This is a genomic window from Streptomyces sp. NPDC092952, assembly GCF_044754785.1.
GTDB lineage: Bacteria > Actinomycetota > Actinomycetes > Streptomycetales > Streptomycetaceae > Streptomyces.
On sequence record NZ_JBIVPT010000020.1, the window covers coordinates 76430 to 103179 of the forward strand.

Here is a 26750-nt window from a genome sequence, read left to right on the forward strand (position 1 = left end):
CCTCCGGGGGCGGTTTCCGTTGCCCTTTCGGGTACTCTGCTGCCGCTCCCGCCGCGCCGACTTGTCCGCCGTGTGGTGAATGCCAGGCTTGTTTATCGACTTTTACCAAGTGATGGCGACCTCGGGGGGAACCCATGCTGCGTATCCACTTCACCAGCGGAGACCTGGAGAACGTGCGCATCGCGCGCCGACCGGATCCGCTCTGGGAGATCCTCTGCAGCATCTGCTGCCTCCAGCACCGTGAAGGCACGCTCGCCTTCGGCGCATGGCGCCACACGGCGCGCGGGCTGCTGCGCCGGGGCGGCCCGGCCCGTGAGGCGGCCGCCGTCTTACGCAGCCTGATGCCGCGCGCCGCCTACTTCCCGGACTTCCTCACCCCGCCCGTCGAGGAGGAATCCGACGACCTCGGTGCCTACGGTCTGCGCTCCGGTGTCGATCGGGTGCTCTCGACCCCGAAACGCCAACTCCGCCATGAGCTGTCCCTGTTGTCGGCGAGCAGCGGAAGCCCGTGGGCGGGTACGGAGCTGGCCCGGGGCGACACCGGCGCCCTGGCCGTACTGGGGGCCCAGTTCCACACCTACCACCGGGAGTTCATCGAGCCCGGGTGGAAACGGATGGATGCCGAGATAGCCGCCGACACCGCCCGGCGCACTCGCTCCCTGGCCCACGGCGGGACGCGCGCGCTGCTGGCGGGGCTGCGGCCGATGGCCGTCTGGGAGCCGCCGGTGCTGACCGCGCGCTATCCGGTCGACCGCGATCTCCACCTCGGCGGCCGGGGCCTGCTCCTGATCCCGTCGTACTTCTGCTGGCGCGATCCGATCACCCTGGTGGACGACGGGATGATGCCCGTGCTCATCTACCCGATCGACCGTACGGCCGACGCGCCCGCGTCCTCGTCCGCCTCGCTGGGCCGGCTGCTGGGCCCGGCCCGCGCTTCGCTCCTGTACGAGGCCGCCGTACGCCCCTCCGCCTCCACCTCCGAACTGGCCGAGGCGACCGGTCTCTCCCTGCCCAGCGTCAGTCAGCAGCTCACCGTGCTCCGGGAGGGCGGTCTGGTGACCAGCCGCCGCGACGGCAAGCGCGTCCGCCATACGGCGACCCCGCTGGGCCGCCGTCTCCTCCAGGGCTGCTGACCGCCCCGGGGGATCAGGGGATGACCGGGATGGTCTCGTTGGCCTTGGTGGACCAGTTGGTGACGATCGGCTTGTCGACGGTGGCCATGTCGGGGAGTTCGAGGTCGGCCGGGTTGGGGTCGTCCTCGGTGGTGGCGACGATGACGTGGTCGAACTGCACGCCGCCCTCGCCCGTCGTGGTCTTGGGGTTGATACCGGCGTACGCGACGGCCGAGCCGGAGAGCTTGATCGGGTCCTCGCCGCCCTGCCCGACGGGGGAGGCGACGCCGCTGGCGTTGGAGCCGAAGGAGACGCTCGGGGTGTTCACGTCCAGGTAGCAGGTGATCCCGGACTTGGCCTTGGCGGTGACGCGGTAGTGGCTGATGGGCTGGGCCTCCCAGGTGACCGTGAGGTCCAGGTCGTTGGTGCCGCAGGACTGCCCGTAACCGCTCTTGTCGCCGGAACCGGAGTCGGAGCCGCTGGTGCCGCCCTTGTCGCCGGAGCTGGAGCTGGAGCCGCCGGACGAGCCGGTGCCGGACGAGCCGTTGCTCCCGCCCTTGTCGTCCGAGGAACCGGCGGAGGCCCCGGCGGACGCTCCGGCGGAAGCCCCTGCGGAGGCGCCGGCCCCGATGGCCTCCGCGTTGTCCTCGGGGTCGCAGGCGGTCGTGGTGACGGCGAGGGCCGTCACGGCCGTGGCGGCCAGGAGGAGGCGGGCGGAACGGGCGGCGAGACGCGAGCGCATCATGATCTCCAGCGGCTTCGGGTGAGGGTGTTCCCTGCTGACACCGAAGACATTAGGGCTGGGTCGATCTTCAAACGATCGCGCGATTGTCCGTGTTCTGTCTCACCGGATCGGTTCCGTGAAAGGCCGTCGGATTTCGTGAATCCCCAGGTCGGGAACGGTGGAACGACGCTCCCGGAGAGACGTGGCCCGGCCGGGAGCGTCGCGCGGGCGAGCTGCGGCGGTCAGGCGGCGAAGACCTGCTGGAGGGCTTCGAGGCCGTCGCTGTAGATCTTCTCGAACACGTCGACCGCCTCTTCGTCGGTGGCGTTGTGCGGGTTGAAACGCCCGGACCACTGGACCTCGGAGACGTCCTCCTGGCCGGGCACCGCGTGGACCCGGAGAGTCGCGATGTAGTCGTCGACGGGGAACGGGGACTCGACGATGACGTAACTCAGCGAACGCTCCGCGTCGTTGAAGCTCACCAGGCGCTCGACGATGACGATGCTCTCCGGGTTCGACGGATCCTCCAGGCGGCGGACCCGTCCGCCTTCGAGCATCGTGCTCTGGGGGACGTACGGAAGCCACTGGGGCAGGCCGTGGAAGCCGCCGACGAGGTCCCACACCTTGGCGGGCGAGGCGGGGACCGTGCGGGTGATGGACGTCGAGGCCATGGTCTTTTCTCCTTGATCCGGTTGCATGCGGGGCGAGTTGGACGCCATGAGGAAGAGGTGCGTGGCGGGGCGCCCTGGCTAACTGCGCGGACGCCCTTCGCGACACGGCCGCCCCGCCGCACGCTTTGGCCGGAGCCAAAACGACGCGCACCCCGGCCCCTGTCCCTCGCAGACTCCGAGGGGGCTGTTCGGGGAGGGAGGTCAACTCGACCTATACGGAGGGGAGTTCGACCAGATGCGTGTCTGGCCGGGCCCGTCGCAGGCGGGGCAGCGGCCGGGTGCGGGGGCGCGGTAGGCGCGGTCGCAGCTGTCGCAGTTCTGGAGGGGGTCGGTGAGGGTGACGGGCCGGGGCGGGGAAGGGAGGTAGGCGGTGAGGCGGTGACGGAGGAGTTTGGCGGGGTGCTTGAGGGGGTGCGGGAGATCGTTGGTGAGGGCGTGGCGGAGGGCGCTGGGGGTGGTGTCGCGCTCGAACCAGGTGGCGGCGAGGGGTGCGAGGAGCGCGACGTCGTTCCCGGTGAGGGTGATCTGGGGCGCGTGGCGGTGGAGGTCGGAGAGGAGGGCGGTGGCGGCGCGGGTGTACTTGGGGTGGGGCTCGCGGGCGTGGGGTTCGCGGGGGTTGGGGAGCGTGGCTACGGACGTGGGTGCGGGGGCGGCCTTGGTCGCAGATGCGGGCACCGGTGCGGGTGAAGGCACCGGTGCGGACACAGGGACTGGGGCGGGGGCCGGTTGGTGACGTGCGGGACGGGGGTCCGGGCGTCGGTGACCGGTCTCTGCCTCCTTTGTCCGGGAGGCGGTTGCCCGGGGCTGGTTGTAGGAGCGGGTGCGGGTGATGATCTGGCCGTTGGCGAGGCGTTTGGTGTCGCGGCTGAGGTAGCCGTGGGCTTCGAGTTCGCGTAAGGCCTTGGCGATGCGGGCTTCGCCTTCGGGGAAGCGCTCGGCGAGGTGCTTGATCGTGATGCGGGCGCCGTTGGGCAGGGACTGGATGTGGGTGGCCAGCCCGATCGCCAGCAGCGACAGCTCGCGGTGCTGGGCGAGGTGGTTGCCGATGACCGTGAACCGGCTGGTGTGCCGGGTGTTGACGTGTTCGACGCCGCGTACGGCGGACACGGGGCGCGCGGGCGCGCTAGCCTGCTGGGTACCCATTGGGGAAGCTGCTTTCTTCCTTGGTGGTCAGGCCCTCGGTTGGGATGTGGAGTCCCGGTCGGGGGCCGACGTATGTGTGGGGTGGTGTTGGCGCGAGCATATGCCCGCAAGCCGCACCAAAATCCAGCCCAGTTGGCCAAAGTCACCCAAGTGAGTGACATAGGGGCCCGCAGGTTACAGACGGGGTGGGTTGGGTTTTTTCAACGTCCTCAAGACAAAGGACTTAAAAGCTTTTAACGCCCTGCGCCGCCGGGTCCCGGTCCACCGCGACCCGGTTCACCAGGTCCCGGTTCGCCGGGACCCGGTGGGCGACGACCCGGTTACCGGGCCGAGGTGTGGACCGCGTTTCCGGACGTGGGGCGGTTGGCCTTCATGGTGCGGTGGATCCAGTCCGCGTAGGCCGGTGCGCTGCTGTACAGGCCGGGCCCCTGCGAGCAGGGCACGCCCGGGGCGCCGGGGCCCGAGGTGACGCCGATCAGCTCCCAGCGCCCGTCGCGGCCCTTGGCGATCTGCGGGCCGCCGGAGTCCCCGAAGCAGGCCATGGAGCCGGGCTTGGTGGCGATGGTGCAGAGCCGGGTGCGGTCCGCGTAACCGGGGGCGCATTCGGACTCCGCGCCCCTGCGGGTGTCCAGTTCCTGGAGCCGGTCGGGGAAGGCGAACTCGGTGTCGACGGTGGTGCCGAAGCCGAGCAGCCTGGTCGGGGTGCCGGGCTTCCCGGGCTGTCCGGCGATCCGGATGGGCCGCTGGGTGACGGGGCGGTCCAGGCGTACGAGGGCGACGTCGTCCTTGTTGGCGAAGGCGTTGGCGCCGTTCACATAACCGGGGTGGACGAAGGTCCGGTCGATCCCGCGTACGGTGCCGCCGGACTTCCGGTCCGCGCTGCCGACGCGCACGATGCCTTCCAGTTCGAGCCAGTCGCCCCGCACGCAGTGGGCCGCCGTCAGCACCCACTGCCGGTCGATGAGCGACGCCCCGCAGTTGCCGTCCTCCAGGCCCTGGGTGGGGGCCGACATGGGGATGGTCGCCATGAACGGGTAACTCTCGCTCGAATCCGACCCGTTGACGATGGCGGAGGCATTGCCCGCCAGGGCGGTCGCGCCGACCGTGGCGGCGAGCAGGCCGACAGCGGCGGCCCGGACGGCACGGCGACGGGAACGGGGGCGGGACGCGGTGGGGCGGGACGCTGCGGGGGCGGACGAGGGGGAGCGGAACGCGGAGAGGCTGAACACGGAGGGGTCCTTCTTGCTCGGTGGATCCTTGCGTGTTCAGCCTCGGCGTTCCGGTCCCGTCGGCCCATCCGGGCAGCAGGCCGCCCGAGGGTACGGAAAACCCCCGCCCGGGGCGGGGGCGGCCCGCCCGGTGACGGGGCGGGCCGGGGTGGATCAGCCGCCGACCGGGACGGCCTCCTCGGCGGAGGTGTGCCAGTTGGTCACGGCGGGGGAGTCGACCGTGAGGGTGTCGACGTTCAGGGTCTCCGGGTTGGCGTCGCTCTCGCCGGTGGCCACGACCATGATGCCGATCTCCAGGCCGCCGTCCGTGTTGGTGGTCTTCGGAGTCATCCCGGCGTAGGCGGTGGTGCCGCCGCTCAGCTTGATCTCCTTGGCGGGCGACTGGTCGAACGGCTTCGCCTCGGTGCCGCCGGAGCCGAACGCCACGGTCGGGGGGTTGGCGGGCAGGAAGCAGGTGATCCCCGGCTTCGCCTTCGCGGTGATGAGGATGTAGCCGCCCGCCTGGCTCTCGGTCCTGGTACCCCAGGTGAGGTCGTTCGCGCCGCAGACCTGGCCGACCTGTCCCCGGCCGGTGCCGCCGTCGGTGCCCGAGTCGCCGGCCTGGTCGCTCCCCTTGTCCGAGCCCTGGCCGCTGTCCGCGCCGGAGGAACCGGACGAGGCGGAGGTGGAGGCGGAATTCTGCGGGGCGGCGTTGTCCGCGCCCCCGTCGCCGCCCGGGTCCTCGCAGGCCGTCATCAGCATCGCGCCGCCCACGAGCACAGCGGATACGAGGAAGGCCTTGCGCCGGTTGCCGGACATGAGAAAACCCCTTGCTGATCGGTTACTTGCTGATCTGCGGCCTGCCGCGAAGCTCCGTCGGCCCCGCGCCGCCCGCTTGATCACTATGAGGGAACCGCGAGGTCAGGGGGTACGGAAGTCCCCGTATCCGGACGCCGCTGTGGCATGTCCGTGACATGATCGCGATGCGGTTGCCCCTCCGTCGAACCGGGGGTTTCCCCCATGGCCGCCCCGCGGAGGCTTCTCGTAGTTTGGGCGGCATCGGGTCCGGAGGGCCGGACGTCCGAGGAACTGGGGGACCTTTCATGCGTCAGGAACTGCACCGTATCGGAGTGTTGGCGGCGGCCGCGCTCGCGGTCGGCGGACTCGCCGGGTGCGGCCTGGTCATGGGGGAGAAGACGGAGGACACCAGCACGCTGTCCGGGAAGATCACCTCCGTCCGGCTGGAGAACCGGGCGGGCGGTGTGACCGTCAACGGCAGGGCGGACGGCGGGAAGCTCTCCCTGCGCCGGGAGATCACCTACCGGGACGAGCGGCCCACGGGCGCCACCCACCGGATCGAGAACGGCGTACTGATCCTCGGCGGCTGCGGCAGCGGCTGCTCGGTCCGCTACACCGTCGACGTACCGGCGGGCATCCCGGTGACCGGGGAGGTGTCCAGCGGCAGCGTGCACCTGGCGAAGGTGGGGGCGGTGAAGGTGACCACCAGCTCCGGCCGGATCGAGATGGACGGCGTGTCCGGCGCGGTGGAGGTCGGGACGACCAACGGCAGGATCACCGGGAAGAACATCACGGCCGAACGGATCCGGGCGCGGACCTCCAACGGCGCGATCGACCTGACCACGACGACCCCCTCGGACGTACAGGCCACCACGTCCAGCGGAGACATCACCCTGACCCTGCCGAAGGCCGACTACGCGGTCACGGCGGAGACGACGAACGGCGACCGGACCATCGACGTCCCCGACGCCCCGGCGGGCAAGCACCACCTCGGGCTGGAGAGCAGCAACGGCGACATCACCGTCAGGAACCCCTGACCGGCGGGCCCTGACACCCCCCTCGAAGAGAAACGTGACAGTCACCCCTCAGGTGTCACGTTCTTTCGCGAGGGGGGTACCCCGACCCGCGGCTTCGAAGCCCTCGGCCTCCGGGAACTGGGGCCGTGCGCGGTGGCGTCCCTCGGGAGGATCGCGGCATCGACTCCACGGAGGGACCAGCCCATGACCGGCACGGCCGCCCGCTACCTCTATCTGACCCGGCACGGCGAGGCGTCGCCGGACGAGAGCGAGCTGACCGACGCGGGACGACGGCAGGCCCGGCTGCTGGGGGAGCGGCTCGACGGGGTGCCGCTCGCGGCGATCCACCACGGGCCGCTGGCCCGCGCCCGGCAGACCGCGCGGCTGGTCGGAGAAGGGTTCGCCGGGGTTCCGCTGCGGTGCTCGGAGGAAGCCGGTGACTACGTGCCCTACCTCCCCGGGCGCGAGGAACTGCCGTCCCAGGCGGCCGACGACTGGACGGCGTTCCTGGACCGGTTCACCGCCGAGGAGCGCGCGGAGGGCCCCCGACTCGCGGCGGCGGCGCTCGACCGGTTCACCGGGCCCGTCGCCGGGGACGAGCCCCGCCACGAACTGCTCGTCACCCACAACTTCCTCACCGGCTGGCTGATCCGCGCCGCGCTCGGTGCGCCGAAGTGGCGGTGGCTGGGCATCAACCACGCCAACGCGGCACTGACCGTCATCCACTACGCGCCGGACCGCCCGCCGGCCGTCCTCCTCTTCAACGACACCGGCCACCTCCCCGCCGGGATCCGCTGGACCGGCTGTCCGCCGGAGCTCCACGTCTGAGCCGGAGGGCCGTCTCCAGACGCGCGATGTCCTCGGCGTCCTTGGGCCGCCGGGGGCGGGACGGATCCCACACGGGTGTCATGCGCTTGATCTCGATCCGGGCCTCGGGGCCGACGACCGCGCACCGCAGCGGAGCTACCCGTGACGGGGCCGGGGTACCCGTTCAGCCCAGGAGTTCGCGGAGCCCGGCGGTGTCGATGACGCGGGCCCGGGACGGGAAGACCTTCTCGACGAGGACCCGGTGGACCTCCGGGTCACGGTCGGCGACACAGTCGGACAGGACGTAGAGGCGGAAGTCGCGGTCGGCGGCGTCCATCACCGTCGACAGGACGACGCCGCTGGTGCTGATCCCGGCGAGGACCAGCGTGTCGATGCCGCGCTCGGCCAGTCGGGCGTACAGATCGGTGGTGGAGGCGGCACCGAAGCGGACCTTGCGGACGACGATGTCGCCGTCCTGCGGGGCGACCGCCGTGTGGAACTGGGTGGTCCCGTCCTCGTGGTGCATCGCCTTCGCGGCGGCGGCCGCGGCGAAGGACACATTGCGGTCGGGGACGGCGTCCCAGTCCTCTTCCGTGAAGGCGACCCGGACGTGTCCGACGGTGCCGCCGGCGGCCCGGACATCGGCGATCGCGCCCGCCACCCGGGCGAGGAGCGCGTCGGGTTCGGGGGCGAGCGGGACGATCCCGTTCTGGAAGTCCATCGACAGCAGCGCGGTCCGCCCGGCGACGAGGGCGGGAACGGTGGGGGAGGTCATTGCGGGTCTCTCCTTGCGGGGTCACGGGAATCGGGGTTACGGGAATCGGGGCGGCGGGACACGGCTCGGACGGCCGTGGCGCCACCCCGCATCAGGTCACGGTCGAGGACGGTCAGCAACAGGGTGGCGACCCCGGCCACGACGAGCACCAGGCCGAGGACGTGCAGCCCGTGGTCGCCGACACCGTCACGGAAGACGATGCCGCCGACCACGGACGAGGTGATGGTGCCGAGATAGCCGAAGGTGCGGAACAGCCCGGAGGCGGTGCCGATCCGGTCGGCGGGGGCGGCCTGGTAGAGGGCGGTCTGGTTGCCGACGGTGGTCGTCGCCGTCGTGACGCCGAAGACCAGCGGGACGAGCACCAGCGCGAGAGCCGGGCTGTCGGAGTCGAGCAGCATGATGCCGACCGAACCGGCCAGCATGCTCAGCGCGGAGGCGATCACCGGACCGCGCACCAGATTGCGGCGGGCCAGCGGGCGCGACAGCAGCGCGGAGACGGCGCCCATCGGCAGCAGCATCAGCCCGGTCCGCACCGCGGACAGGCCATGGGCGGCCTCCATCCACTGGGTCAGCCCGAACATCACCGAGTACACGCCGAGCAGGGTGAGCGCCTGACGCAGATAGGTGCGGGTCAGCGCGCCGTTCGCGGTCAGCCCCCGCAGGTCGAAGAAGGGCTCGGCGCGGCGCAGCTCCCACCGGGCGGTCGGGACCGCGGCCACGACGAGGACGGCCAGCGCGGCCCGGTTCAGGTGCGGCAGGTCCATCAGGAGGACGACCAGGGCGGTCATCGTGGCCGCGAAGCCGATGATGCCGACCAGGTCGACACGGCGGGCGATCCGCGCGAAGCCGCTGTCGGAGGGCTCCAGCGGCGGGTCCTTCGGCAGCCGTACCGCCATCAGCAGCGCGATCAGGGTCACCGGGACGTTGACGAGGAACGCCCACCGCCACCCCGCCGCACCGACGAGGAGGCCGCCGAGGGGCGGGCCGACGGCGGCGGTGGCCATGCCCGCGACGGCGAGTCCGCCGAGCACGGTGCCGGGCGGTCGGCCGAGACCGGCCTCCCCGGCCCGGCGGCGGATCATGACCATGGCGCAGGGGAACCCGGCCGAGGTGCCGAGCCCGATCAGGACCCGGGAGACGGTGAGCACGGCCAGGTTCTGGCCGAGGGCGCCGACGACCCCGCCGACGAGAACCAGCACGATGCCGGTGAGGAAGACCCGGCGGGCCCCCAGCACCTCGGCGAGCTTGCCGGCCGTGGGCTGGGCGACGGCGCTGGCCAGGTAGAGGGAGGAGACCAGGACGGCGGTGGCGCCGACCGCCACGTTCAGATCGACGGCTATCGGGACCAGCGCGGTCGCGATGACGGAGCTGTTGATCGGGTTGAGGCTGGAGCCCACGTACAGCGGCGCGGTGAAGGTCCAGCCGAAGGGCTTGCCGGCGGGCCCGGGTATCGCGGGCTCCGCCCCGGCGGAGGCCGCTCTCATCGGGAGCCTTCGCCCAGGTCGATGTCGGCGAGCCGCTCCAGGAGCTCGATCGCCCTGTCCATGTCCGCGTGTTCGTCCGCCGCGACGACCTGGTCGATGGCGCGGGCCAGAAAGGCGGCGCGGCCCGCGAGCAGCCTGTCGATCAGCGCGGTCGCGGACGCGTCGGCACTCATCAGCTTCTTGCGGCCGTCCCGCGGATCCGGCTCGCTGTGGACCAGGCCCGCCGCCTTGAGCACGGCGAGGCTCTGGGCGATGGCCTGCGCGCTGACGTGCTGGGTCGCGGCCAGTCGGGCCGCCGTGACCGGACCCTCGCGTACGACGCTCGCCAGGATGCTCAGCTGCGTCGGGCTCAGCCCCGTCGAGTGCTGCCCGGACTCCGTGCGCAGGCGGGCCCGCAGCCGCTTCACCGCGTCATGGAGGCGCTCGGCGGTCGCGGTGGTGTCCTGGGGCCCGGGGTTCTCGGTCATGGGCCCACCGTAAAACTACCCAAGTAACTTTGCCAAGTTACTTGGGTATTTCTTGGTGGGGGTGCCCGGCCGGGGTGCCCTGGGGTCCTGTGGGGGCAGCCCTCAGCGTTTGGCCGAGTTCGCCCGGGCCGACCGGACCACGCCCGCCGCGGCGATCAGGAAGCCGACGCCCATCAGCATGCAGAGCGACCAGGCGATGGAGGGCAGCGGATGGGTGCCGAGGAAGAGCGGGGCCATGGTGGCCAGGGTGGACAGTGCGCCGACGAAGAAGACGATCGCGCCGATCCGGATCAGCCGGTCGCCCGCGCCAGAAGGTGTAGTACTCACCCCGCCAGGGTATGTCCCGGCGGCGGCGAACCGCTGTTCGGCCACCGGGGTCCGCGGTGGGTGTCGTTTCCGGACAGAGTCCGGATGATCAGGCTTGACGGCGGGTACCCCCCCTGGGGAGGCTGCTGCCAGCAGGGGACAGCACCACCACTGGATAGCCTGACCTGCTGAGGCTTTGTTCCGGCATACGGGCATACGGGTTGAGATGGGGTGCGTGCTTTGCCGACTGGCAAGGTCAAGTGGTTCAACAGCGAGAAGGGCTTCGGTTTCCTTTCCCGCGACGACGGCGGAGATGTCTTCGTGCACTCCTCCGTGCTGCCCGACGGCGTGGACGCCCTCAAGCCGGGCCAGCGCGTCGAATTCGGCGTCGTCGCAGGTCAGCGTGGGGACCAGGCGCTCTCGGTGACGGTTTTGGACCCGACCCCCTCCGTCGCGGCCGCACAGCGCCGCAAGCCGGACGAGCTCGCGTCCATCGTGCAGGACCTGACCACCCTGCTGGAGAACATCACCCCGATGCTGGAACGCGGCCGGTACCCCGACAAGGCGGCCGGCAAGAAGATCGGCGGTCTGCTGCGCGCGGTGGCCGACCAGCTCGACGTCTGACCGGCTGACCGGCTGACCGGCTGGCCCGCTGACCTCCGACCGGTTCGACGCCCGACCGGCCGTACCCGGACTCCCGGATCCCGGCCCCGTTCCCGCACGTCCGACCCGGCCCCCGAACGGTGGCCGGGATCAGGCGAACGCCAGTGCGTCCGGGCCGAGGGGCGGTACGAGTCCTTCGGCTGCCGCCCGGGTCAGCAGGCCCCGGATCGCCGCGTAGCCGTCCTCGCCGAGGTCGGCGGTGAACTCGTTGACGTACAGCCCGATGTGCTGGTCCGCCACGGCGGGATCCATCTCCTGGGCGTGCTCCAGCACGTAGGGGCGGGACGCCTCCGGGTCGTCCCAGGCCGCCCGCACCGAGGCGCGCACCGACTCGGCGAGCAGCTTCAGGGTCTCCGCGCCCAGCGAGCGCTTGGCGATGATCGCGCCCAGCGGGATCGGCAGCCCGGTCGTGTCCTCCCAGTGGCGGCCCATGTCGGCGAGGTTGTGCAGCCCGTAGTTCTGGTACGTGAACCGGGCCTCGTGGATGACGAGACCGGCGTCCACCTTCCCGTCCCGCACCGCGGGCATGATCTCGTCGAACGGCATGACGACGATCTCGCCGACCCCGCCCGGCACCACCTCGGCCGCCCAGAGGCGGAACAGCAGATAGGCGGTGGAGCGCTCGCTCGGCACGGCGACCGTCCGGCCCGTCAGGTCCGTACCCGGCTCCCGGGTGAGGACGAGCGGGCCGCAGCCCCGGCCCAGCGCCCCGCCGCACGGCAGCAGCGCGTACTCGTCGAGGACCCACGGCAGCACCGCGTACGAGACCTTCAGGACGTCCAGCTCACCGCGCTCGGCCAGGCCGTTGGTGATGTCGATGTCCGCGAAGGTGACATCGAGGGCGGGCGCGTCCGGGATCCGGCCGTGCGCCCAGGCGTCGAAGACGAACGTGTCGTTCGGGCAGGGCGAGTAGGCGATCCGGAGCGGGGCCGCCGGGGCGGGCACCTGGTCAGGCGTCGTGGTGGTCATGGCTGGTCCAACCTTCCAGTACGGGGGCGAGCTTCCCGAACGCGGTGGCGAGCGCGGTCAGGGCGTCGCCGATGCGCCAGGCGTCCCGGTCGCGCGGGCCGACCGCGTTCGACACGGCCCTGAGCTCCAGGACGGGCACGCCGGTGAGCCCGGCGGCCTCCGCGACCCCGAAGCCCTCCATCGCCTCGGCGGCGGCCGCCGGGTACGCGGCGCGCAGGGCGGCGGCACGCTCGGCGCTGCCGGTCACGGTGGAGACGGTGAGCACGTCACCGGTGGCCGCGCCGGTGGCGTCGGCCACGGCCCGTACCAGCGACCGGGGCGGGAGGTGCTGGTCGCGCCCGAAGCCCAGGCCGGTCACGGGCACGAAGCCCCCGGGCGTCTCGGCGCCCAGGTCGGCGGCGACGAGACGCCCGGCCACCACGAGGGAGCCGACCGGGGCGAGCGGGGCGAACCCGCCGCCGATCCCGGCCGACACCACCAGGCCGTAACCGTCCCCGGCCGGGCCGGAGGCGGCCAGGGCGAAGGCCGTCGACGCCGCCGCGGCGGCCGGGCCCACGCCGCCCGCCAGGACGTCGAAGGGGCCCGCACGGTGGATCTCCGCACCGGGCACCCGGCGCACGGAAGGCTCCCCGAACGTGCGCGTGACCGCGTCCCGTTCCACCGGGACAGCGGTCACGACGAGCACACGCACGGAAAGGACTCTCCGGAGTCGGGAAGAGGTCGGAGGACGGTCAGGCGACGGTCAGGAGGACTTCTTCAGCTCGAAGTGCCAGACGCCGACGAGCTGCTTGTCCTTGGTCTCCACGATGGAGATCTGCGTCTTGTCCGCCGTCTCACCGGTCTGGCTGGAGAAGAACGCGGAGCCCGGGATGGACCGGTAGGTCTTCGTGTACGGCTCCTGCTCGGCCTGCTGGCCGTTGATGAACAGGGTCCAGCCGTTGTCCGCGATCTCGGGGTCGACGCCGAAGCGGACCTTGTCGTCCATCGCGACCTCGACGGACTTCTCCGCCTTCTTGTTGAGGCAGCTCTGGTAGTCGGACTTCTTGAGGGCCTTGCCGTCGTTGTAGCAGGACGCCTCGGTGCTCACCGAGTTGCCGCCGACCGTTACGGTCGCGAGCGGCGTCGGCTTGTCGCAGGCGGAGAGGACGAGGAGTCCCGCGGACACGGCACCAAGAGCGACGCCGATTCGACGGCCCTTACCGGAGAAGAACGCAACGGTCATGGGCCGAAGGCTATCGGGCGCTCCGGTTCACGCCACGCGGGGGTGCGGCGAGCCGCGTCGTGCGGCGCCCACCAGACCCCGTACGGACGTTGCGGCACCGAGGGCGAGGAGGCCCGCCGCGACGGCCATGCCCAGTACGCCGTTGAGGGGCAGGGCGATGCCGATACCGCCCCCGACCACCCACGCCATCTGGAGCGCCGTCTCGGACCGGGCGAACGCGGAGGCCCGCACCTCCTCCGGCACGTCCCGCTGGATCATCGCGTCCAGCGACAGCTTCGACAGGGCCAGGGTGAAGCCCGCGACGGCGCTCAGCGCGGCGACCGTCACCGTGCCGAAGAGGAGCGCGGCGAGCACCGCGGTCCCCAGGGCCAGGGCCAGCATCGCCACGACGATCGCCTCGGGGGCGCGGGCCCGCAGCCAGGAGCCGACCGCCGTACCGATCGCGTTCCCGGCCCCGGCGGCGACGCCGACGACGCCGAGCGAGACGACGGCGCTCTGCCCGGGGAACGGGTCCTCGCGCAGCAGGAAGGCCAGGAAGAAGATCAGGAAGCCGGACAGCGCGCGGTGCGCGGCGTTGGCCTGGAGGCCGTTCAGTACGGACGGGCCCACCGAGCGCAGCCCGGGGCGCCGCTCCCCGTTGCTCCGCCGGCCGCCCCGCCCCGCGCCGGACGGGGGGACCGCCTCGTGCGCCGGGACCAGCCGGGCCCGCCGCTCGCCCTTCGCGGAGTCGACCTTGCCCGGCAGCGTGAAGGCCAGCACGGTCCCGCCGAGGAAGACCACGCACGCCCCGTACAGCGGCCAGGCGGGCCCGACGAACTGGAGCCCGGCCCCGATCGGCGCGGCGATCCCGGTCGCCAGCAGCCCGGCCAGGGTCACCCGGGAGTTCGCCTTCACCAGCGAGAAGCGCGGCGGCAGCAGCCGGGGCACCACGGCGCTGCGCACCACCCCGTACGCCTTCGAGCAGACCAGGACGCCCAGGGCGGCCGGATACAGCTCCAGCCCGCCGGTGGCCACCGCGCCCGAGAGGGCGACCGCGAGCACCGCGCGGGCCAGCATCGACGCCGCCATCGCGGCGCGGCGGCCGTGCGGCAGCCGGTCCAGGAGCGGGCCGATCACCGGGGCGAGCAGGACGAACGGCGCCATCGTCACGGCGAGGTAGAGGGCGACCCGGCCGCGGGCCTCGTCGGTCGGCACGGAGAAGAAGACCGTCGAGGCGAGCGCGACGGTGATCATCACGTCGCCCGCGCCGTTCACGGCGTGCAGCTCGATCAGCTTGCCGAGGCCGGACTCCCCGGCGCCGTGCGCGTGCGTCGCCCGCCGGACGGCGCGGGCGGTGCCGGTGAACGGGGCGCGCAGGGCGCGGCCGACCGCCCGGCCCGTCCTGCGGACCGGCCCGGCGTCCTGGTGCGACCTGGCGGCAGCCACGTCGCCATACTGCCCCAGAGGCGGTGGGGACGTACGGGCTTCGGTGCGCGGCGCGCCCCGTACGGTCACCGGTCCGGCACCGCGTCCCGGCGGCCGCGCCCGGCGGGCCGCTCACGCGCGGCAGGTCCGGGACACGACACCGGATACGGCCTCGTTTGGGACGGGCAGGTGGGCGGGGCGCGGCGGAGAGGGTAGCGTGCGTAGCGCGCCACCGGCGATTGTTCTCGGCCGCGCGCCTCTCGGCGATCCCGCAGAATGGGATACGAAAGGTGTGCCCGAGGCAGGCAGCAACGGGTGTGGACGTCGACGCGGCCCCCAGGTCCGCTCCGCCCACGTCCGTCATGGCCGAAACCGATGGATGTGCTGGCGGCGCTCGTGAGACTGGCGTAGGAGAGAAGCGAGACCTGTGAGTGCTGCGACGACGCGAAGCCGTACGGCCCGTGCGGCCCGTACCCCCGTTCCCGACCGCCTGTGCGCCGAGGCGGTAGACCTGGCCCGGGCGGCCGCCGAGGAGGCCGCCGCCCCGGGGATCGTGGGCGAGCATGTCGCCGTGGTCTCCGAGGGCGACCGGGTCGTCACCCACTTCTTCGAGTGCAAGGAGCCCGGCTACCGGGGCTGGCGCTGGGCGGTGACCGTGGCCCGGGCCTCCCGCGCCCGGTACGTGACCATCGACGAAACGGTGCTGCTGCCGGGAGGTGACGCCCTCCTCGCCCCGGAGTGGGTGCCGTGGAGCGAGCGGCTGCGCCCCGGCGACATGGGCCCCGGCGACCTGCTGCCCACCGAGGCGGACGACATCCGTCTGGAGCCCGGCTACACCGGCGAGGACGAGCCGCCGCCGAACTCCGCGGTCCCCGAGGTCTCCCACGAGCTGGCCGAGCGGGCCGACGTGGAGGACGCCGAGCTGACCACGCGCCCCGCGACGACGACCCGGGGCTCGATCGCGGCGGTCGCGGACGAGCTGGGCATGCGGCGGGCCCGGGTGCTGTCCCGGTACGGGCTGCACATGGCGGCCGACCGGTGGGACGAGGAGTTCGGCGCCAGGACGCCGATGGCCCAGGCGGCCCCGGCCACCTGCTCCTCCTGCGCCTTCCTGGTGCCGCTGGCCGGGTCGCTCCGGCAGGCGTTCGGGGTCTGCGCCAACGAGTTCGGCCCGGCCGACGGGCGGGTCGTCTCGCTCGCGTACGGCTGCGGCGGGCACTCCGAGGCGGCGGTCATGCCGAAGACGCCGAAGCCCGCGCCGCACGCGCTGGACACGATGCGGGTCGACGAGTACCCGCTGCGCCCGGCCCGCGACTCCGGGTCGGTCCCGGCGGAGGCGGACGAGCCGACGGAGGACCTCGGCCACTCGTAGGCGGCCCGGCCCGCGCCTCCGGGCCGGTTCCGGTGACGGATGACGGGCCTGTGGGGGATCCCGGCCACGTGTGGAGGCGGCCGCGTACGGCCCGCGCCTTCGGGCCGCTTCCGGCCGGGTCCGCGTACGGGCACGTCCCCGGACGGCCGCACCCCGCGGGCGGTGGCGCCCGAACCGGTCGATGCGCCGTCCCGTGGCCACGCCCCGCGCGAGGACCCGGTACCTTCGGGCGCACACTGGGCCCCATGGGCCGTGCGTGACCGGATACCGGAAAGAGCGGAGCAGAGCGTGGGCATGAATGCGACCGAGGGGGCCGACCCGTTCGGGACCGCGCGACTGCGGCGCGGAGTGCTCGACTCCTGGGGCGCCGGCCCCACCCGGTTCCGCGAGGACGCCAACGCGGAGGAGGAGCTGGCGCTCGGCGGCTACCGCGACCGCCTCGTCGTCGAGCTGGCCCAGAACGCCGCCGACGCCGCCGCCCGCGCCGGTGTCCCCGGCCGCCTCCGCCTCACCCTGCACCCCGCCGGACCGGACGGCCCCGCCGTCCTCGCCGCCGCCAACACCGGGGCGCCGCTGGACGCCACCGGCGTCGAGTCGCTCTCCACGCTCCGCGCCTCCGCCAAGCGGGAGGGGCACGAGGGCGCGGTCGGCCGGTTCGGCGTCGGCTTCGCCGCGGTCCTCGCGGTGAGCGACGAACCCGCCGTGGTCGGCCGGCACGGCGGCGTCCGCTGGTCCCTCGCCGAGGCCCGCGACCTCGCCGCAGGGGCCGCCACCGCCAGCCCCGGTCTCGGCGACGAACTGCGCCGCCGCGACGGCCACGTACCGCTGCTCCGGCTCCCGCTGCCCGCCGAGGGCACCGCACCCGAGGGCTACGACACCGTCGTCGTCCTCCCGCTGCGCGACGGCACCGCCGAGGACCTGGTGGACCGGCTGCTCGCCGCGGTCGACGACGCCCTGCTGCTCACCCTGCGCGGCCTCGAAGAGATCGTGATCGAGACCCCCGGGACCGTCCGCACCCTGCGCCGCACCGAGCACGGCCCGTACACCCACGTCGACGACTCCGCGCACGGCACCAACCGCTGGCGCACCGTCACCCACCACGGCCCCGTCGAGCCCGCGCTCCTCGCCGACCGCCCCCGCGAGGAGCGGCTGCGCCCGCACTGGTCGGTCACCTGGGCGGTCCCGGTGGACGCGGAGGGCGCCCCGGTCCGCCCCCGCACCCTCCCCGTCGTCCACGCCCCGACCCCCACCGACGAACCCCTCGGCGTCCCCGCGCTGCTCATCGCCTCGCTGCCCCTGGACACCGCGCGCCGCCACTTCGCCCCGGGACCGCTCACCGACTTCCTGGTGGAGCGAGCCGCCGACGCGTACGCCGAACTGCTCGCCGCCTGGCGGCCGGTCACCGCCGCCACCGTCGACCTGGTGCCCGGCCCGCTCGGCACCGGCGAACTCGACGGGAGGCTGCGCGCCGCGATCCTGGAGCGGCTGCCGCGCATCGCGTTCCTGGCCCCCGCCGCCCCCCGCGACACCGCCCCCGACGAGGCCGCCGGCCGGTACGGCTGGGAGGACGCCGCCACGGACGCACCCCCCGCCGAGGAGGCCACCGGGGCGCTGCGCCCCATCGAGGCCGAGGTGGTGGAGGGCGTCGGCGCCGAGACCGTGCGGGTGCTCGCCGAGGTGCTGCCGTGCCTGCTGCCCGCCGGCCTCGAACGCCGCGCCGAGCTGCGCACGCTGGGCGTCGCCCGGGTGCCGCTCACCGAGGCGATCGACCGGCTCGCCGGGCTGGAACGCGACCCCGGCTGGTGGCGGCGGCTCTACGACAGCCTCTCCGGCATCGACCCGGACCGCCTCACCGGCCTGCCCGTGCCGCTGGCCGGGACGCCGGGCGCGGACGGGCCGGGGTCGGACGGGCCGGAGGACGGCGGGCCCCTCGCCCCCGTCCTGCCCCGCACCACCATCGGGCCGCGCCAGGTCCTCCTGCCGCTCCCCGACGCCCTCACCGGCCCGGTCCTGGAGCGGCTCGCCCGGCTCGGGCTGAAGGTCGCCCACCCGGACGCCGCCCACCCCCTCCTGGAGAAGCTGGGCGCCCTGCCCGCCACCCCGCGCGCCGTGCTGACCACCCCGCAGGTGCGGGCCGCCGTCGCCGGATCGCTGGACGCGGGCGAGATCTGGGACGAGGACGGGCTGGACGCCGACGAGCTCGCCGAGACCGTCCTCACCCTGGTGCGGGACGCCGAGCTGGCCCCCGGCGACGAACCCTGGCTGGGCGCCCTCGCCCTCCCCGACGAGGACGGCGAACCGGCCCCCGCCGGCGAACTCGTCCTCCCCGACAGTCCGTTCGCCGCCGTCATGCGCGAGGACGAACTGGCCCTGGTCGACCAGGAGCTGGCCGACCGCTGGGGCGAACAGCCGCTCACCGCCTGCGGGGTGCTCGCCACCTTCGCCCTCGTCCGGGCCACCGACGTGGTCCTCGACCCGGACGAACTCGAACCGCGCGAGGGCGACTTCGCCGAACCCGACGACGCCGGGCTGCTGGACGCCGTCGACGTCTGGTGCGAGGACGTCCTCGACCGGCTCCCCGACAGCCCCGTACCGCCGGTCGCCACCGAGATCGTCGCCGTCCGCGACCTCGACCTCGTCGCCGACGACGCCTGGCCGCAGGCGCTCGCCCTGCTCGCCCGACCGCCGCTGCGCGACGCGCTGACCCAGCCGGTGCGGGTGCTGCTCCCGGACGGCACCACGCAGTCCGTCCGCCCCTACACCGCCTGGTGGCTGCGCGACCACCCGGTCCTCGACGGCCGCCGCCCCGCCGGGCTGCGCGCCGCCGGCGGCGACCCGAGGCTGGCCGGGCTGTACGACGCGGCCGACGCGACCGGTTTCGACGACGCGCAGGTGCTGCACGCGCTGGGCGTGCGGACCTCCGTGGCCGCGCTGCTCGACGAGCCGGGCGGCGCCGCCGAACTCCTCGGCCGGCTCGCGGACCCGGAGCGCCCGGTCGACCCCGTACAGCTGCACGCGCTGTACACGGCGCTGGCCGATCTGGACCCGGAACAGGTCACGCTGGTGGACGAGGTGCGCGCGGTGGTCGACGGGGAGGTACGGGTGGTGGACGCGGCGGACGCCCTGATCGCGGACGCCCCGGACCTGCTGCCGCTCACCGCCGGGCTGCCGCTGCTGCCGGTCGCCCCCGCGCGGGCCGCGGAGCTGGCCGAGCTGCTCCAGGTGCGGCGGCTCGGCGAGAGCGTGGCGGCGGAGGTGACGACGGAGGGCGAGGAGCACCGCGTACCGGAGTCGGTGCGGGCCCTCCTCGGCGCGGGCACGCCGGACGTGTACCTGGAGCACGGCGAGCTGCGCGCGGGCGGTGTCGAGCTGGACTGGCGCCGGACGCCGGACGGCACGGTGCACGCCGCCACGCTGGAGGGCGTCGCGGCGGGGCTGGCCTGGGCGGCGGGGCAGTGGCCGCGGCGCTTCGAGGTCGCGGCGCTGCTGGAGGACCCGTCCCGTACGGAGGAGCTGGCCCGGGACCGCTGGTTCGACTGAGGCGGGCGCGGGCCCCGGGAATCCGGGGCCCGGCCGGGCCGTACGTACGCATATGCGTGACCTTCGCAAGAAATTCATTTTCTTGTACAACCCTTTACGCGCCTCGCGGGTCTGGTCTCACGAGTCAGCAGACTCACCGTCCGAACCAGCCCCGCCGAGGCGCGTCCCGCGCCCGCGGGGCCTTCCTCCACGGGGAAATACATGCGAATTCGAGCCACTGTTGCTGCCGTCTCCGGCGCCTTGGCCCTGTCTGCTCTGGTTGTCCCGGCCGCTCAGGCGGGCGACTCCACCCCGAACCTGAACAAGCCGACGTCGGGTGCCGAGGTCTTCGGCACCGCTGCCCGGGGTGCGGCGAAGGCGTCCGCGTTCGCCGCCGCCGACGTCACGGAGCCGGTCATCTCGAAGGTCGTCGTCAACGGCGGCAAGGACATCGTCCTGGGCACCACGGCCAAGAAGACGATCTCCATCTCCATCACGGCCTCGCACCCCACCGGCGTCTCCGACGCCTACGCCGACCTCTGGCACGGCACCAACGGGGACGACGTCGACGGCGCCGTCATCCCGAACGAGGAGGTGGCGAAGTGCACCAAGGTGAACGCCACGACCTCGACGTGCAAGCTGACGTTCACGATCGACCCGCGCTACGACCTGTACAAGAACTCCCTGGCCGGCACCTGGCACGTCACGGCGGCCGCGCTCGCCGGTGACGAGAGCGCCTTCGCGTACACCGACTACTACAGCACCGCCCGGGTGCAGCGGCTGTCGAAGCTGACGGTCAACGCCGCGCCCGAGCCGGTGAAGAAGGGCAAGACCCTCACCATCACCGGCAAGCTCTCCCGGGCCAACTGGGAGACCTACAAGTACCAGGGCTACGCGACCCAGTCGGTGAAGCTCCAGTTCCGCAAGAAGAACAGCAACACGTACACCACCGTCAAGACCATCAAGACCAGCAGCACCGGCACGCTGAAGACCACGGCCAAGGCCTCGGTCGACGGCTACTGGCGCTACAGCTTCGCCGGCACGTCCACCACCCCGGCCGTCAGCGCCGCCGGTGACTTCGTCGACGTGAAGTAACTCGTGAAGTAGTTCGTGCAGCTCGTGAAGCGGGCCGCGAAGCGGTAGCGCGGAGCGGTACCCACCCGTACGCAGCGGAATCCCCCACCGAGGGGGTCCCGCTGCGTACGTATATGCCCTGCCTTCGTGCCCTGCCGGTGTTCCCGGCCCCATACCCACGGAGAGACCCCATGCGTACCCGTTCCGCCGTCGCCGCGGCCTCCGGCGCCCTGGTCCTGTCCGCCCTCGGCCTCCCGGCGGCGCACGCCGCACCGGTCGCCCCCGTCGTCTCGAAGGTCACCGTCAACGGAGGCAAGGACATCGTCCTCGGGACGACCGCGCCGCGCACGGTCACCGTCTCGGTCACCGCCTCCCACCCCTCCGGCATCGACACCGGCTGGCTGCTCCTGTGGCACGGCAAGGACCAGGAGGAGGGGCTGGACGCCGTCCTGCTGCCGAACGAGGAACGGGCGACCTGCACCGCGGTGAACGCGACCACCAGCACCTGCTCGCTCACCCTGACCGTCGACCCCCGGGTCGACCTGCCGAAGAACGCGGTGGCGGGCACCTGGCACGTACTGGCGGGCGCCCGGGCCGTGGACGGCTCCGACACCTCCTCCGACTTCGCCTCGACCGCCCGGGTGCAGCGCTACTCGAAGCTGACGGTCAACGCCGCGCCCGAGCCGGTGAAGAAGGGCAAGACCCTCACCATCACCGGCAAGCTCTCCCGGGCCAACTGGGAGGACCACGCGTACCACGGTTACGCGGGCCAGTCGGTGAAGCTGCAGTTCCGCAAGAAGGACAGCAGCACCTACACCACCGTCAAGACCATCAGGACCAGCAGCACCGGCACGCTGAAGACGACGGCCAAGGCCTCGGTCGACGGCTACTGGCGCTACAGCTTCGCCGGCACGTCCACCACCCCGGCCGTCAGCGCCGCCGGTGACTTCGTCGACGTGAGGTGACGAAAGGGCGGCCCCCGACCGGGGACCGCCCTTTCCCGTGCCGGGAGCCGCGCGGGTCAGGACGCGGGCCGCGCGCCTCAGGAGGGGAAGCGCCGCCCGACCAGCCGCCAGGCGTACTCCAGCAGGGCCGACGCCGCCACCGCGATCCCCACCGCCGTCCACGGCATCGCCGTACCCACCAGCTTCAGCGCGAAGAACTCCTGGAGCCACGGCACCACCAGCACCACCAGGAACGCCAGCCCCATTGCCAGCACCAGGCCGATCCGCCACCAGGTGTACGGACGGGCGATGATCGCCAGCACCCACATCGAGACCAGGAACAGCGTGAGCGTGGCCGCGCTGGTCTCGGCGTCGAGGGCGTTCGGGCCGGTGTAGTGGTGGCGGGCGATCAGATACGTCGCGAAGGTCGCGACGGCCGCGATGACGCCGGACGGGATCGCGTACCGCATGACCCGGCGCACGAAGTGCGGATGGGCCCGTTCCGTGTTGGGCGCGAGGGCCAGGAAGAACGCCGGTACGCCGATGGTCAGCGTGGACAGCAGGGTCAGGTGGCGCGGCAGGAACGGGTAGTCGACCTGCGAGCAGACCACCAGGATCGCCAGCAGCACCGAGTAGACGGTCTTGGTCAGGAAGAGGGTCGCGACCCGGGTGATGTTGCCGATCACCCGGCGGCCCTCGGCGACGACGGACGGCAGCGTCGCGAAGCTGTTGTTCAGCAGCACGATCTGGGCGACGGCCCGGGTCGCCTCGGAGCCCGAGCCCATGGAGACGCCGATGTCGGCGTCCTTCAGCGCCAGTACGTCGTTGACGCCGTCGCCGGTCATCGCGACGGTGTGGCCGCGGGACTGGAGGGCGGCGACCATGTCGCGCTTCTGCTGCGGGGTGACCCGGCCGAAGACCGCGTTCTCCTCCACGGCGGTCGCCATCTCGTCCGGGTCGGTGGGCAGCCGGCGCGCGTCCAGGGTGTGCTCGGCGCCCTGCATGCCCAGCTTCGCCGCGACCGCGCCGACCGAGACCGCGTTGTCGCCGGAGATCACCTTGGCGGCGACCCGCTGGTCCGCGAAGTACGCCAGGGTCTCCTCGGCGTCCGGCCGCAGCCGCTGCTCCAGGACGACCAGGGCGCTCGGTACGGCGCCGGCGGCCACGTCCGGGCCGTCCAGCGGACCCTGCGCGCGGGCCAGCAGCAGCACCCGCAGCCCCTGCTGGTTCAGCTGCTCGATCTCGCCGAGCGCCGGGTCCTGCTCGGGCAGCAGGACGTCGGGGGCGCCGAGCAGCCAGGTGGAGTCGCGGCCGTCGCCCTCGTCGAAGGCGGCGCCGCTGTACTTGCGGGCCGAGGAGAACGGCAGCGTGGCGGTGCACCGCCAGGACCCGGCGTCCGGGTAGGCGTCCACGATGGCCTGGAGGCTGGCGTTGGGGCGGGGGTCGGAGGAGCCGAGGGCACCGAGCACGGCACCCGTGTACTTCTCGTCGGCACCGCCCAGCATCCGCATCTCGGTGACGTCCATGCCGCCCTCGGTGAGGGTGCCGGTCTTGTCCAGGCAGACGACGTCGACCCGGGCCAGCCCCTCGATGGCGGGCAGCTCCTGCACCAGGCACTGCTTGCGGCCGAGCCGCACCACCCCGATCGCGAAGGCGACGGAGGTCAGCAGCACCAGCCCCTCGGGGATCATCGGGACGATGCCGCCGACGGTGCGGGCGATCGACTCCTTGACGTTGTTGTCCTTGACGACCAGCTGGCTGATGACCAGGCCCAGCGCGGTCGGCACCATCATCCAGGTGACGTACTTGAGGATCGTGGAGATGCCGGTGCGCAGCTCGGACTGGACGAGCGTGAAGCGGGACGCCTCCTCGGCGAGCTGGGCGGCGTAGGCCTCGCGGCCGACCTTGGTGGCGGTGAACGCGCCGCCGCCGGAGACCACGAAGCTGCCGGACATGACCGGGTCGCCGGGCCGCTTCAGCACCGGGTCGGCCTCGCCGGTGAGCAGCGACTCGTCGATCTCCAGCCCGTCGGCCTCGGCGACCGTGCCGTCCACCACCGCCTTGTCGCCCGGGCCCAGCTCGATGAGGTCGCCGAGGACGATCTCCGAGGTGGAGATCTCGGCGGCCACTCCGTCCCGCCGCACCGTGGGCTTCGCCTCGCCGATGACCGCCAGGGAGTCCAGGGTCTTCTTGGCCCGCCACTCCTGGATGATGCCGATACCGGTGTTCGCGATGATCACGAAGCCGAAGAGGCTGTCCTGGAACGGCGCCACGAACAGCATGATCAGCCAGAGCACGCCGATGATCAGGTTGAACCGGGTGAAGACGTTGGCCCGCACGATCTCGCGCAGCGAGCGGGAGGACCGGACGGGTACGTCGTTGACCTCGCCGCGCGCGATCCGCTCGGCGACCTCGGCCGCGGTCAGCCCGCGGGGGTCCACCGCCGGGGCGGGCAGCCCCACCGGGTGGACCGGATCCAGTTCGGCCCCGGCGTCGATCGTGGCCGGGCCGGGCAGGCCGGTGGAGCCCGCTATGCCCGGGGTGTGCTCATCGGAGGGATTCGATGCCCGCTGCGTCATGGTTTCGACGGTACGGGCAGATGGCCCGAATCACCCACCGGCCGGTCCGAAGATCAGACCGGCGGAGGACGTGGGCCAGGGGGGAATGGTCCTGTGGGGGTACGGGACGACCGGTGCCGGGGTAGTACGCCCTGCTGGGCATCCCCTAAGCGGCGCTCCCGCCGCCCGCGGCCGGGGTGGCGGTGGCGGCCGCTGCCGCCGCCCGCTTGATCGCCGCGTCGCGCTTGCGGACGTACCAGATGCCGATCAGTCCGAGCCCCCCGCCGGCCAGGCACGTCCACACCCACCACAGGTGGCCGTGGTCGTCGAACCAGCGGTAGAAGGGGATCTGGACCAGGAAGAGGACGAACCAGAGGATCGTGCCGCCGGTGATGGTGGCGACGACGGGCCCCTCCAGGGGCTCGGGTGCCTCGTGCTTCGGTGTCCACTTCGCCATGGGGTCAGTGTATGGGGCCCCTGTTCGAGGCGTCCCCGAAGCCTTCCGCAGGGCCGAACGGAGGGTGCCGGCACGCCTTCGGGCGGCTGTATCCGGCCGCTCCAAAACGTTATGAAGCCCTTCCGGCCCAGGTCATCGATGTTCTACGCGCGGAGATAGCGATCTTCACCTCATGTATTCATACTGAATCTGCTTCATAATGACTTGATTTGTTCGTTAGATCGTCCAAATCTCACTCATTCCTCCCCAACTACGTACGACTGAGGTCATACATGTCCCCCTCGGCCACCGCTCCGGTCGACGCCCAGCAGCCTGCGGCCCCCCAGCCGCAGAACGGTCTGGACCGTTTCTTCAAGATTTCCGAGCGGGGGTCGTCGGTCGCCCGCGAAATCCGTGGCGGATTCGCGACGTTCTTCGCGATGGCGTACATCATCGTGCTGAACCCGATCATCCTCGGCAGCGCGAAGGACATGTACGGCCATCAGCTCGACGGTGGCCAGCTGGTCACCGCCACCGTGCTGTCCGCCGCGTTCTCCACCCTCCTGATGGGTGTCATCGGCAATGTGCCGATCGCCCTGGCGGCCGGGCTCGGCGTCAACACCGTCGTGGCGCTCCAGCTCGCCCCCCGGATGAGCTGGCCGGACGCGATGGGCATGGTGGTCCTCGCGGGCATCGTGGTCATGCTGCTGGTCGCGACCGGGCTCCGGGAACGCGTGATGCACGCCGTACCGACCTCGCTCCGCAAAGGCATCGCGATCGGCATCGGTCTCTTCATCCTGCTGATCGGCCTGGTCGACTCGGGCTTCGTCTCCCGCATCCCGGACGCCGCGCACACCACCGTCCCGCTCCAGCTCGGCGGCGACGGTCACCTCAACGGCTGGCCGGTCCTGGTCTTCGTCCTCGGCGCGCTGCTCACCCTCGGGCTGATCGTCCGCAAGGTGCCGGGCGCGATCCTGATCTCCATCGTCGCGATGACGATCGTCGCGGTGGTCATCGACGCCGTCGGCGACCTGCCGGCCGGTTCCTGGGGCCTGACCGTCCCGCAGTGGCCGGGCAACCCGGTCGCCACCCCGGACTTCGGGCTGATCGGTGAGGCCAGCCTGTTCGGCGGCTTCAGCAAGGTGGGCGTGCTCACCGGCATCCTGTTCGTCTTCACCGTGCTGCTGTCCTGCTTCTTCGACGCGATGGGCACCATCCTCGGCGTCGGCGACGAGGCCAAGCTGACGGACGCCGACGGCAACTTCCCCGGCATCAACAAGGTGCTGTTCGTGGACGGCATCGCGGTCGCCGCCGGCGGTGGCACCTCCTCCTCGGCCACCACCTGCTTCGTGGAGTCCACGGCGGGCGTCGGCGAGGGTGCCCGTACCGGCTTCGCCAGCATCGTGACGGGCCTGCTCTTCACCGCGGCGCTGTTCTTCACCCCGCTCGCGACCATGGTCCCCTCGCAGGCGGCCACCCCCGCGCTGCTGGCGGTCGGCTTCCTGATCATCTCGGGCTCGGTGCGGGACATCGACTGGAGCGACTACACGCTCTCCATCCCGGCCTTCCTGGCCATGCTGATGATGCCGTTCACCTACTCGATCACCAACGGCATCGGCATCGGCTTCATCGCCTTCTCCGTGCTGCGCGTGGTCGCCGGCCGCTGGCGCGAGGTGCCGGTCCCGATGTACGTGGTCTCGGCGGTCTTCGTCTTCTACTACGCGATGCCGGCCCTCGGCCTCACGTGATCCCTCCGGCCCTGACCCCGGCGTCCCCGTCGGCGTCCCCCGGGCCGTAGAACTTCTCCGTCTCGTCGACGGCCGCCTTGAAGCGTTCGTCGAAGTCGTCGCGAATGAGCGTCCGGACCACATAGTCCTGGACGCTCATTCCGCGTTTTGCGGCATGCTGCCGGAGCCGGTCGAGCAGCTCGCCGTCCACCCGCAGACTGAGCACAGTCGATCCCATGGCCAGCAGGGTTACGTTCCGCTGCGCCGCCCCGTGTCACTTTCCGGAGGTGACTCACTCGTTCGAGTGAGGGATTGGGCGAAGTGCTCCCGCGTGTGCGCCTCGAATGGTCT

The 26750-nt window shown here is 72.4% G+C and carries 25 protein-coding genes; 9 read left to right on the forward strand and 16 right to left on the reverse strand.

Going from position 1 to position 26750, the window contains the following annotated elements; all coding sequences use genetic code 11:
• Window positions 1–134: 134 nt before the first annotated feature.
• Window positions 135–1133, forward strand: a complete 999-nt coding sequence (locus ACIQGQ_RS31780) for an ArsR/SmtB family transcription factor (protein ID WP_402402401.1) — start codon at window positions 135–137, stop codon at window positions 1131–1133.
• A 13-nt stretch (window positions 1134–1146) separates the two neighbouring features.
• Here ACIQGQ_RS31780 and ACIQGQ_RS31785 read toward each other — a convergent pair whose 3' ends face one another.
• From ACIQGQ_RS31785 to ACIQGQ_RS31805, 5 genes are all read right to left on the reverse strand, one after another.
• Window positions 1147–1854, reverse strand: a complete 708-nt coding sequence (locus tag ACIQGQ_RS31785) for a hypothetical protein (protein WP_402402517.1) — start codon at window positions 1852–1854, stop codon at window positions 1147–1149.
• A 224-nt stretch (window positions 1855–2078) separates the two neighbouring features.
• Window positions 2079–2507, reverse strand: a complete 429-nt coding sequence (locus tag ACIQGQ_RS31790) for an SRPBCC family protein (RefSeq protein ID WP_402402404.1) — start codon at window positions 2505–2507, stop codon at window positions 2079–2081.
• Window positions 2508–2708: 201 nt separating this feature from the next.
• Complete coding sequence (locus ACIQGQ_RS31795; RefSeq protein WP_402402407.1) at window positions 2709–3650, reverse strand: helix-turn-helix domain-containing protein; 942 nt, start codon at window positions 3648–3650, stop codon at window positions 2709–2711.
• A 320-nt stretch (window positions 3651–3970) separates the two neighbouring features.
• Window positions 3971–4879, reverse strand: a complete 909-nt coding sequence (locus ACIQGQ_RS31800; protein ID WP_402402410.1) for a S1 family peptidase — start codon at window positions 4877–4879, stop codon at window positions 3971–3973.
• Window positions 4880–5032: 153 nt separating this feature from the next.
• Window positions 5033–5677, reverse strand: coding sequence for a DUF4232 domain-containing protein (locus ACIQGQ_RS31805; RefSeq protein ID WP_402402413.1), 645 nt, complete (start codon window positions 5675–5677; stop codon window positions 5033–5035).
• Window positions 5678–5961: 284 nt separating this feature from the next.
• Here ACIQGQ_RS31805 and ACIQGQ_RS31810 point away from each other — a divergent pair, with 284 nt between their 5' ends.
• Together ACIQGQ_RS31810 and ACIQGQ_RS31815 are read left to right on the forward strand one after the other, a co-directional pair.
• The gene (locus tag ACIQGQ_RS31810) at window positions 5962–6693 is read left to right on the forward strand and encodes a DUF4097 family beta strand repeat-containing protein (protein WP_402402416.1); all 732 of its coding nucleotides are present in this window, start codon (window positions 5962–5964) and stop codon (window positions 6691–6693) included.
• Window positions 6694–6876: 183 nt separating this feature from the next.
• A complete protein-coding gene (locus ACIQGQ_RS31815; RefSeq protein ID WP_402402419.1) occupies window positions 6877–7500 on the forward strand; it encodes a histidine phosphatase family protein in 624 nt (207 codons plus the stop codon).
• Window positions 7501–7663: 163 nt separating this feature from the next.
• Here the strand turns inward: ACIQGQ_RS31815 and ACIQGQ_RS31820 are convergent, their stop codons facing one another.
• From ACIQGQ_RS31820 to ACIQGQ_RS31835, 4 genes are all read right to left on the reverse strand, one after another.
• Window positions 7664–8254, reverse strand: a complete 591-nt coding sequence (locus ACIQGQ_RS31820; protein WP_402402422.1) for a cysteine hydrolase family protein — start codon at window positions 8252–8254, stop codon at window positions 7664–7666.
• Window positions 8251–9738: an MFS transporter gene (locus ACIQGQ_RS31825; protein WP_402402425.1), complete on the reverse strand. Its 1488-nt coding sequence runs from the start codon at window positions 9736–9738 to the stop codon at window positions 8251–8253. The genes ACIQGQ_RS31820 and ACIQGQ_RS31825 overlap by 4 nt, the downstream gene beginning before the upstream one ends.
• Window positions 9735–10205: a MarR family winged helix-turn-helix transcriptional regulator gene (locus ACIQGQ_RS31830; RefSeq protein ID WP_402402428.1), complete on the reverse strand. Its 471-nt coding sequence runs from the start codon at window positions 10203–10205 to the stop codon at window positions 9735–9737. The genes ACIQGQ_RS31825 and ACIQGQ_RS31830 overlap by 4 nt, the downstream gene beginning before the upstream one ends.
• Before the next feature lie 102 nt (window positions 10206–10307).
• Window positions 10308–10532 (reverse strand): hypothetical protein, encoded by a 225-nt coding sequence (locus tag ACIQGQ_RS31835; RefSeq protein WP_402402431.1) that lies wholly within the window; start codon window positions 10530–10532, stop codon window positions 10308–10310.
• Window positions 10533–10751: 219 nt separating this feature from the next.
• Here ACIQGQ_RS31835 and ACIQGQ_RS31840 point away from each other — a divergent pair, with 219 nt between their 5' ends.
• On the forward strand, window positions 10752–11135 hold the full coding sequence (locus ACIQGQ_RS31840) for a cold-shock protein (RefSeq protein ID WP_352278636.1): 384 nt from the start codon (window positions 10752–10754) through the stop codon (window positions 11133–11135).
• A 129-nt stretch (window positions 11136–11264) separates the two neighbouring features.
• Here ACIQGQ_RS31840 and ACIQGQ_RS31845 read toward each other — a convergent pair whose 3' ends face one another.
• From ACIQGQ_RS31845 to ACIQGQ_RS31860, 4 genes are read right to left on the reverse strand one after another with little or no spacing between them, the layout of a single operon-like run.
• Window positions 11265–12143, reverse strand: coding sequence for a 1,4-dihydroxy-6-naphthoate synthase (locus ACIQGQ_RS31845; protein ID WP_366297683.1), 879 nt, complete (start codon window positions 12141–12143; stop codon window positions 11265–11267).
• Window positions 12124–12834: a futalosine hydrolase gene (locus tag ACIQGQ_RS31850; protein ID WP_402402436.1), complete on the reverse strand. Its 711-nt coding sequence runs from the start codon at window positions 12832–12834 to the stop codon at window positions 12124–12126. Before ACIQGQ_RS31850 ends, ACIQGQ_RS31845 begins: the two co-directional genes overlap by 20 nt.
• A gap of 51 nt (window positions 12835–12885) precedes the next feature.
• Complete coding sequence (locus ACIQGQ_RS31855) at window positions 12886–13365, reverse strand: DUF2771 domain-containing protein (protein ID WP_385214603.1); 480 nt, start codon at window positions 13363–13365, stop codon at window positions 12886–12888.
• Between the two features lie 27 nt (window positions 13366–13392).
• Window positions 13393–14790 carry an MFS transporter gene (locus ACIQGQ_RS31860; protein ID WP_402402440.1) on the reverse strand — a complete coding sequence of 466 codons (1398 nt, stop codon included), beginning with the start codon at window positions 14788–14790 and terminating at the stop codon, window positions 13393–13395.
• A gap of 406 nt (window positions 14791–15196) precedes the next feature.
• Here ACIQGQ_RS31860 and ACIQGQ_RS31865 point away from each other — a divergent pair, with 406 nt between their 5' ends.
• The 4 genes from ACIQGQ_RS31865 to ACIQGQ_RS31880 all read left to right on the forward strand — a co-directional run bounded on the left by ACIQGQ_RS31865 (window position 15197) and on the right by ACIQGQ_RS31880 (window position 21699).
• On the forward strand, window positions 15197–16141 hold the full coding sequence (locus ACIQGQ_RS31865; protein ID WP_402402443.1) for a DUF3027 domain-containing protein: 945 nt from the start codon (window positions 15197–15199) through the stop codon (window positions 16139–16141).
• A 294-nt stretch (window positions 16142–16435) separates the two neighbouring features.
• Window positions 16436–19681: a sacsin N-terminal ATP-binding-like domain-containing protein gene (locus ACIQGQ_RS31870; protein WP_402402520.1), complete on the forward strand. Its 3246-nt coding sequence runs from the start codon at window positions 16436–16438 to the stop codon at window positions 19679–19681.
• 201 nt (window positions 19682–19882) lie between these two features.
• Window positions 19883–20755, forward strand: coding sequence for a calcium-binding protein (locus ACIQGQ_RS31875; RefSeq protein WP_402402446.1), 873 nt, complete (start codon window positions 19883–19885; stop codon window positions 20753–20755).
• 170 nt (window positions 20756–20925) lie between these two features.
• Window positions 20926–21699 carry a DUF5707 domain-containing protein gene (locus ACIQGQ_RS31880; RefSeq protein WP_402402449.1) on the forward strand — a complete coding sequence of 258 codons (774 nt, stop codon included), beginning with the start codon at window positions 20926–20928 and terminating at the stop codon, window positions 21697–21699.
• Window positions 21700–21776: 77 nt separating this feature from the next.
• Here ACIQGQ_RS31880 and ACIQGQ_RS31885 read toward each other — a convergent pair whose 3' ends face one another.
• Together ACIQGQ_RS31885 and ACIQGQ_RS31890 are read right to left on the reverse strand one after the other, a co-directional pair.
• The gene (locus ACIQGQ_RS31885; RefSeq protein WP_402402452.1) at window positions 21777–24257 is read right to left on the reverse strand and encodes a cation-translocating P-type ATPase; all 2481 of its coding nucleotides are present in this window, start codon (window positions 24255–24257) and stop codon (window positions 21777–21779) included.
• Window positions 24258–24402: 145 nt separating this feature from the next.
• Window positions 24403–24693 carry a DUF2530 domain-containing protein gene (locus ACIQGQ_RS31890; RefSeq protein ID WP_402402455.1) on the reverse strand — a complete coding sequence of 97 codons (291 nt, stop codon included), beginning with the start codon at window positions 24691–24693 and terminating at the stop codon, window positions 24403–24405.
• Window positions 24694–24965: 272 nt separating this feature from the next.
• Here ACIQGQ_RS31890 and ACIQGQ_RS31895 point away from each other — a divergent pair, with 272 nt between their 5' ends.
• Window positions 24966–26420 (forward strand): NCS2 family permease, encoded by a 1455-nt coding sequence (locus ACIQGQ_RS31895; protein ID WP_402402458.1) that lies wholly within the window; start codon window positions 24966–24968, stop codon window positions 26418–26420.
• On the opposite strand, the gene ACIQGQ_RS31900 is transcribed toward ACIQGQ_RS31895, so the two are convergent.
• Window positions 26413–26637, reverse strand: a complete 225-nt coding sequence (locus tag ACIQGQ_RS31900) for a hypothetical protein (RefSeq protein WP_402402461.1) — start codon at window positions 26635–26637, stop codon at window positions 26413–26415. The genes ACIQGQ_RS31895 and ACIQGQ_RS31900 overlap by 8 nt on opposite strands.
• Window positions 26638–26750 lie beyond the last annotated feature (113 nt).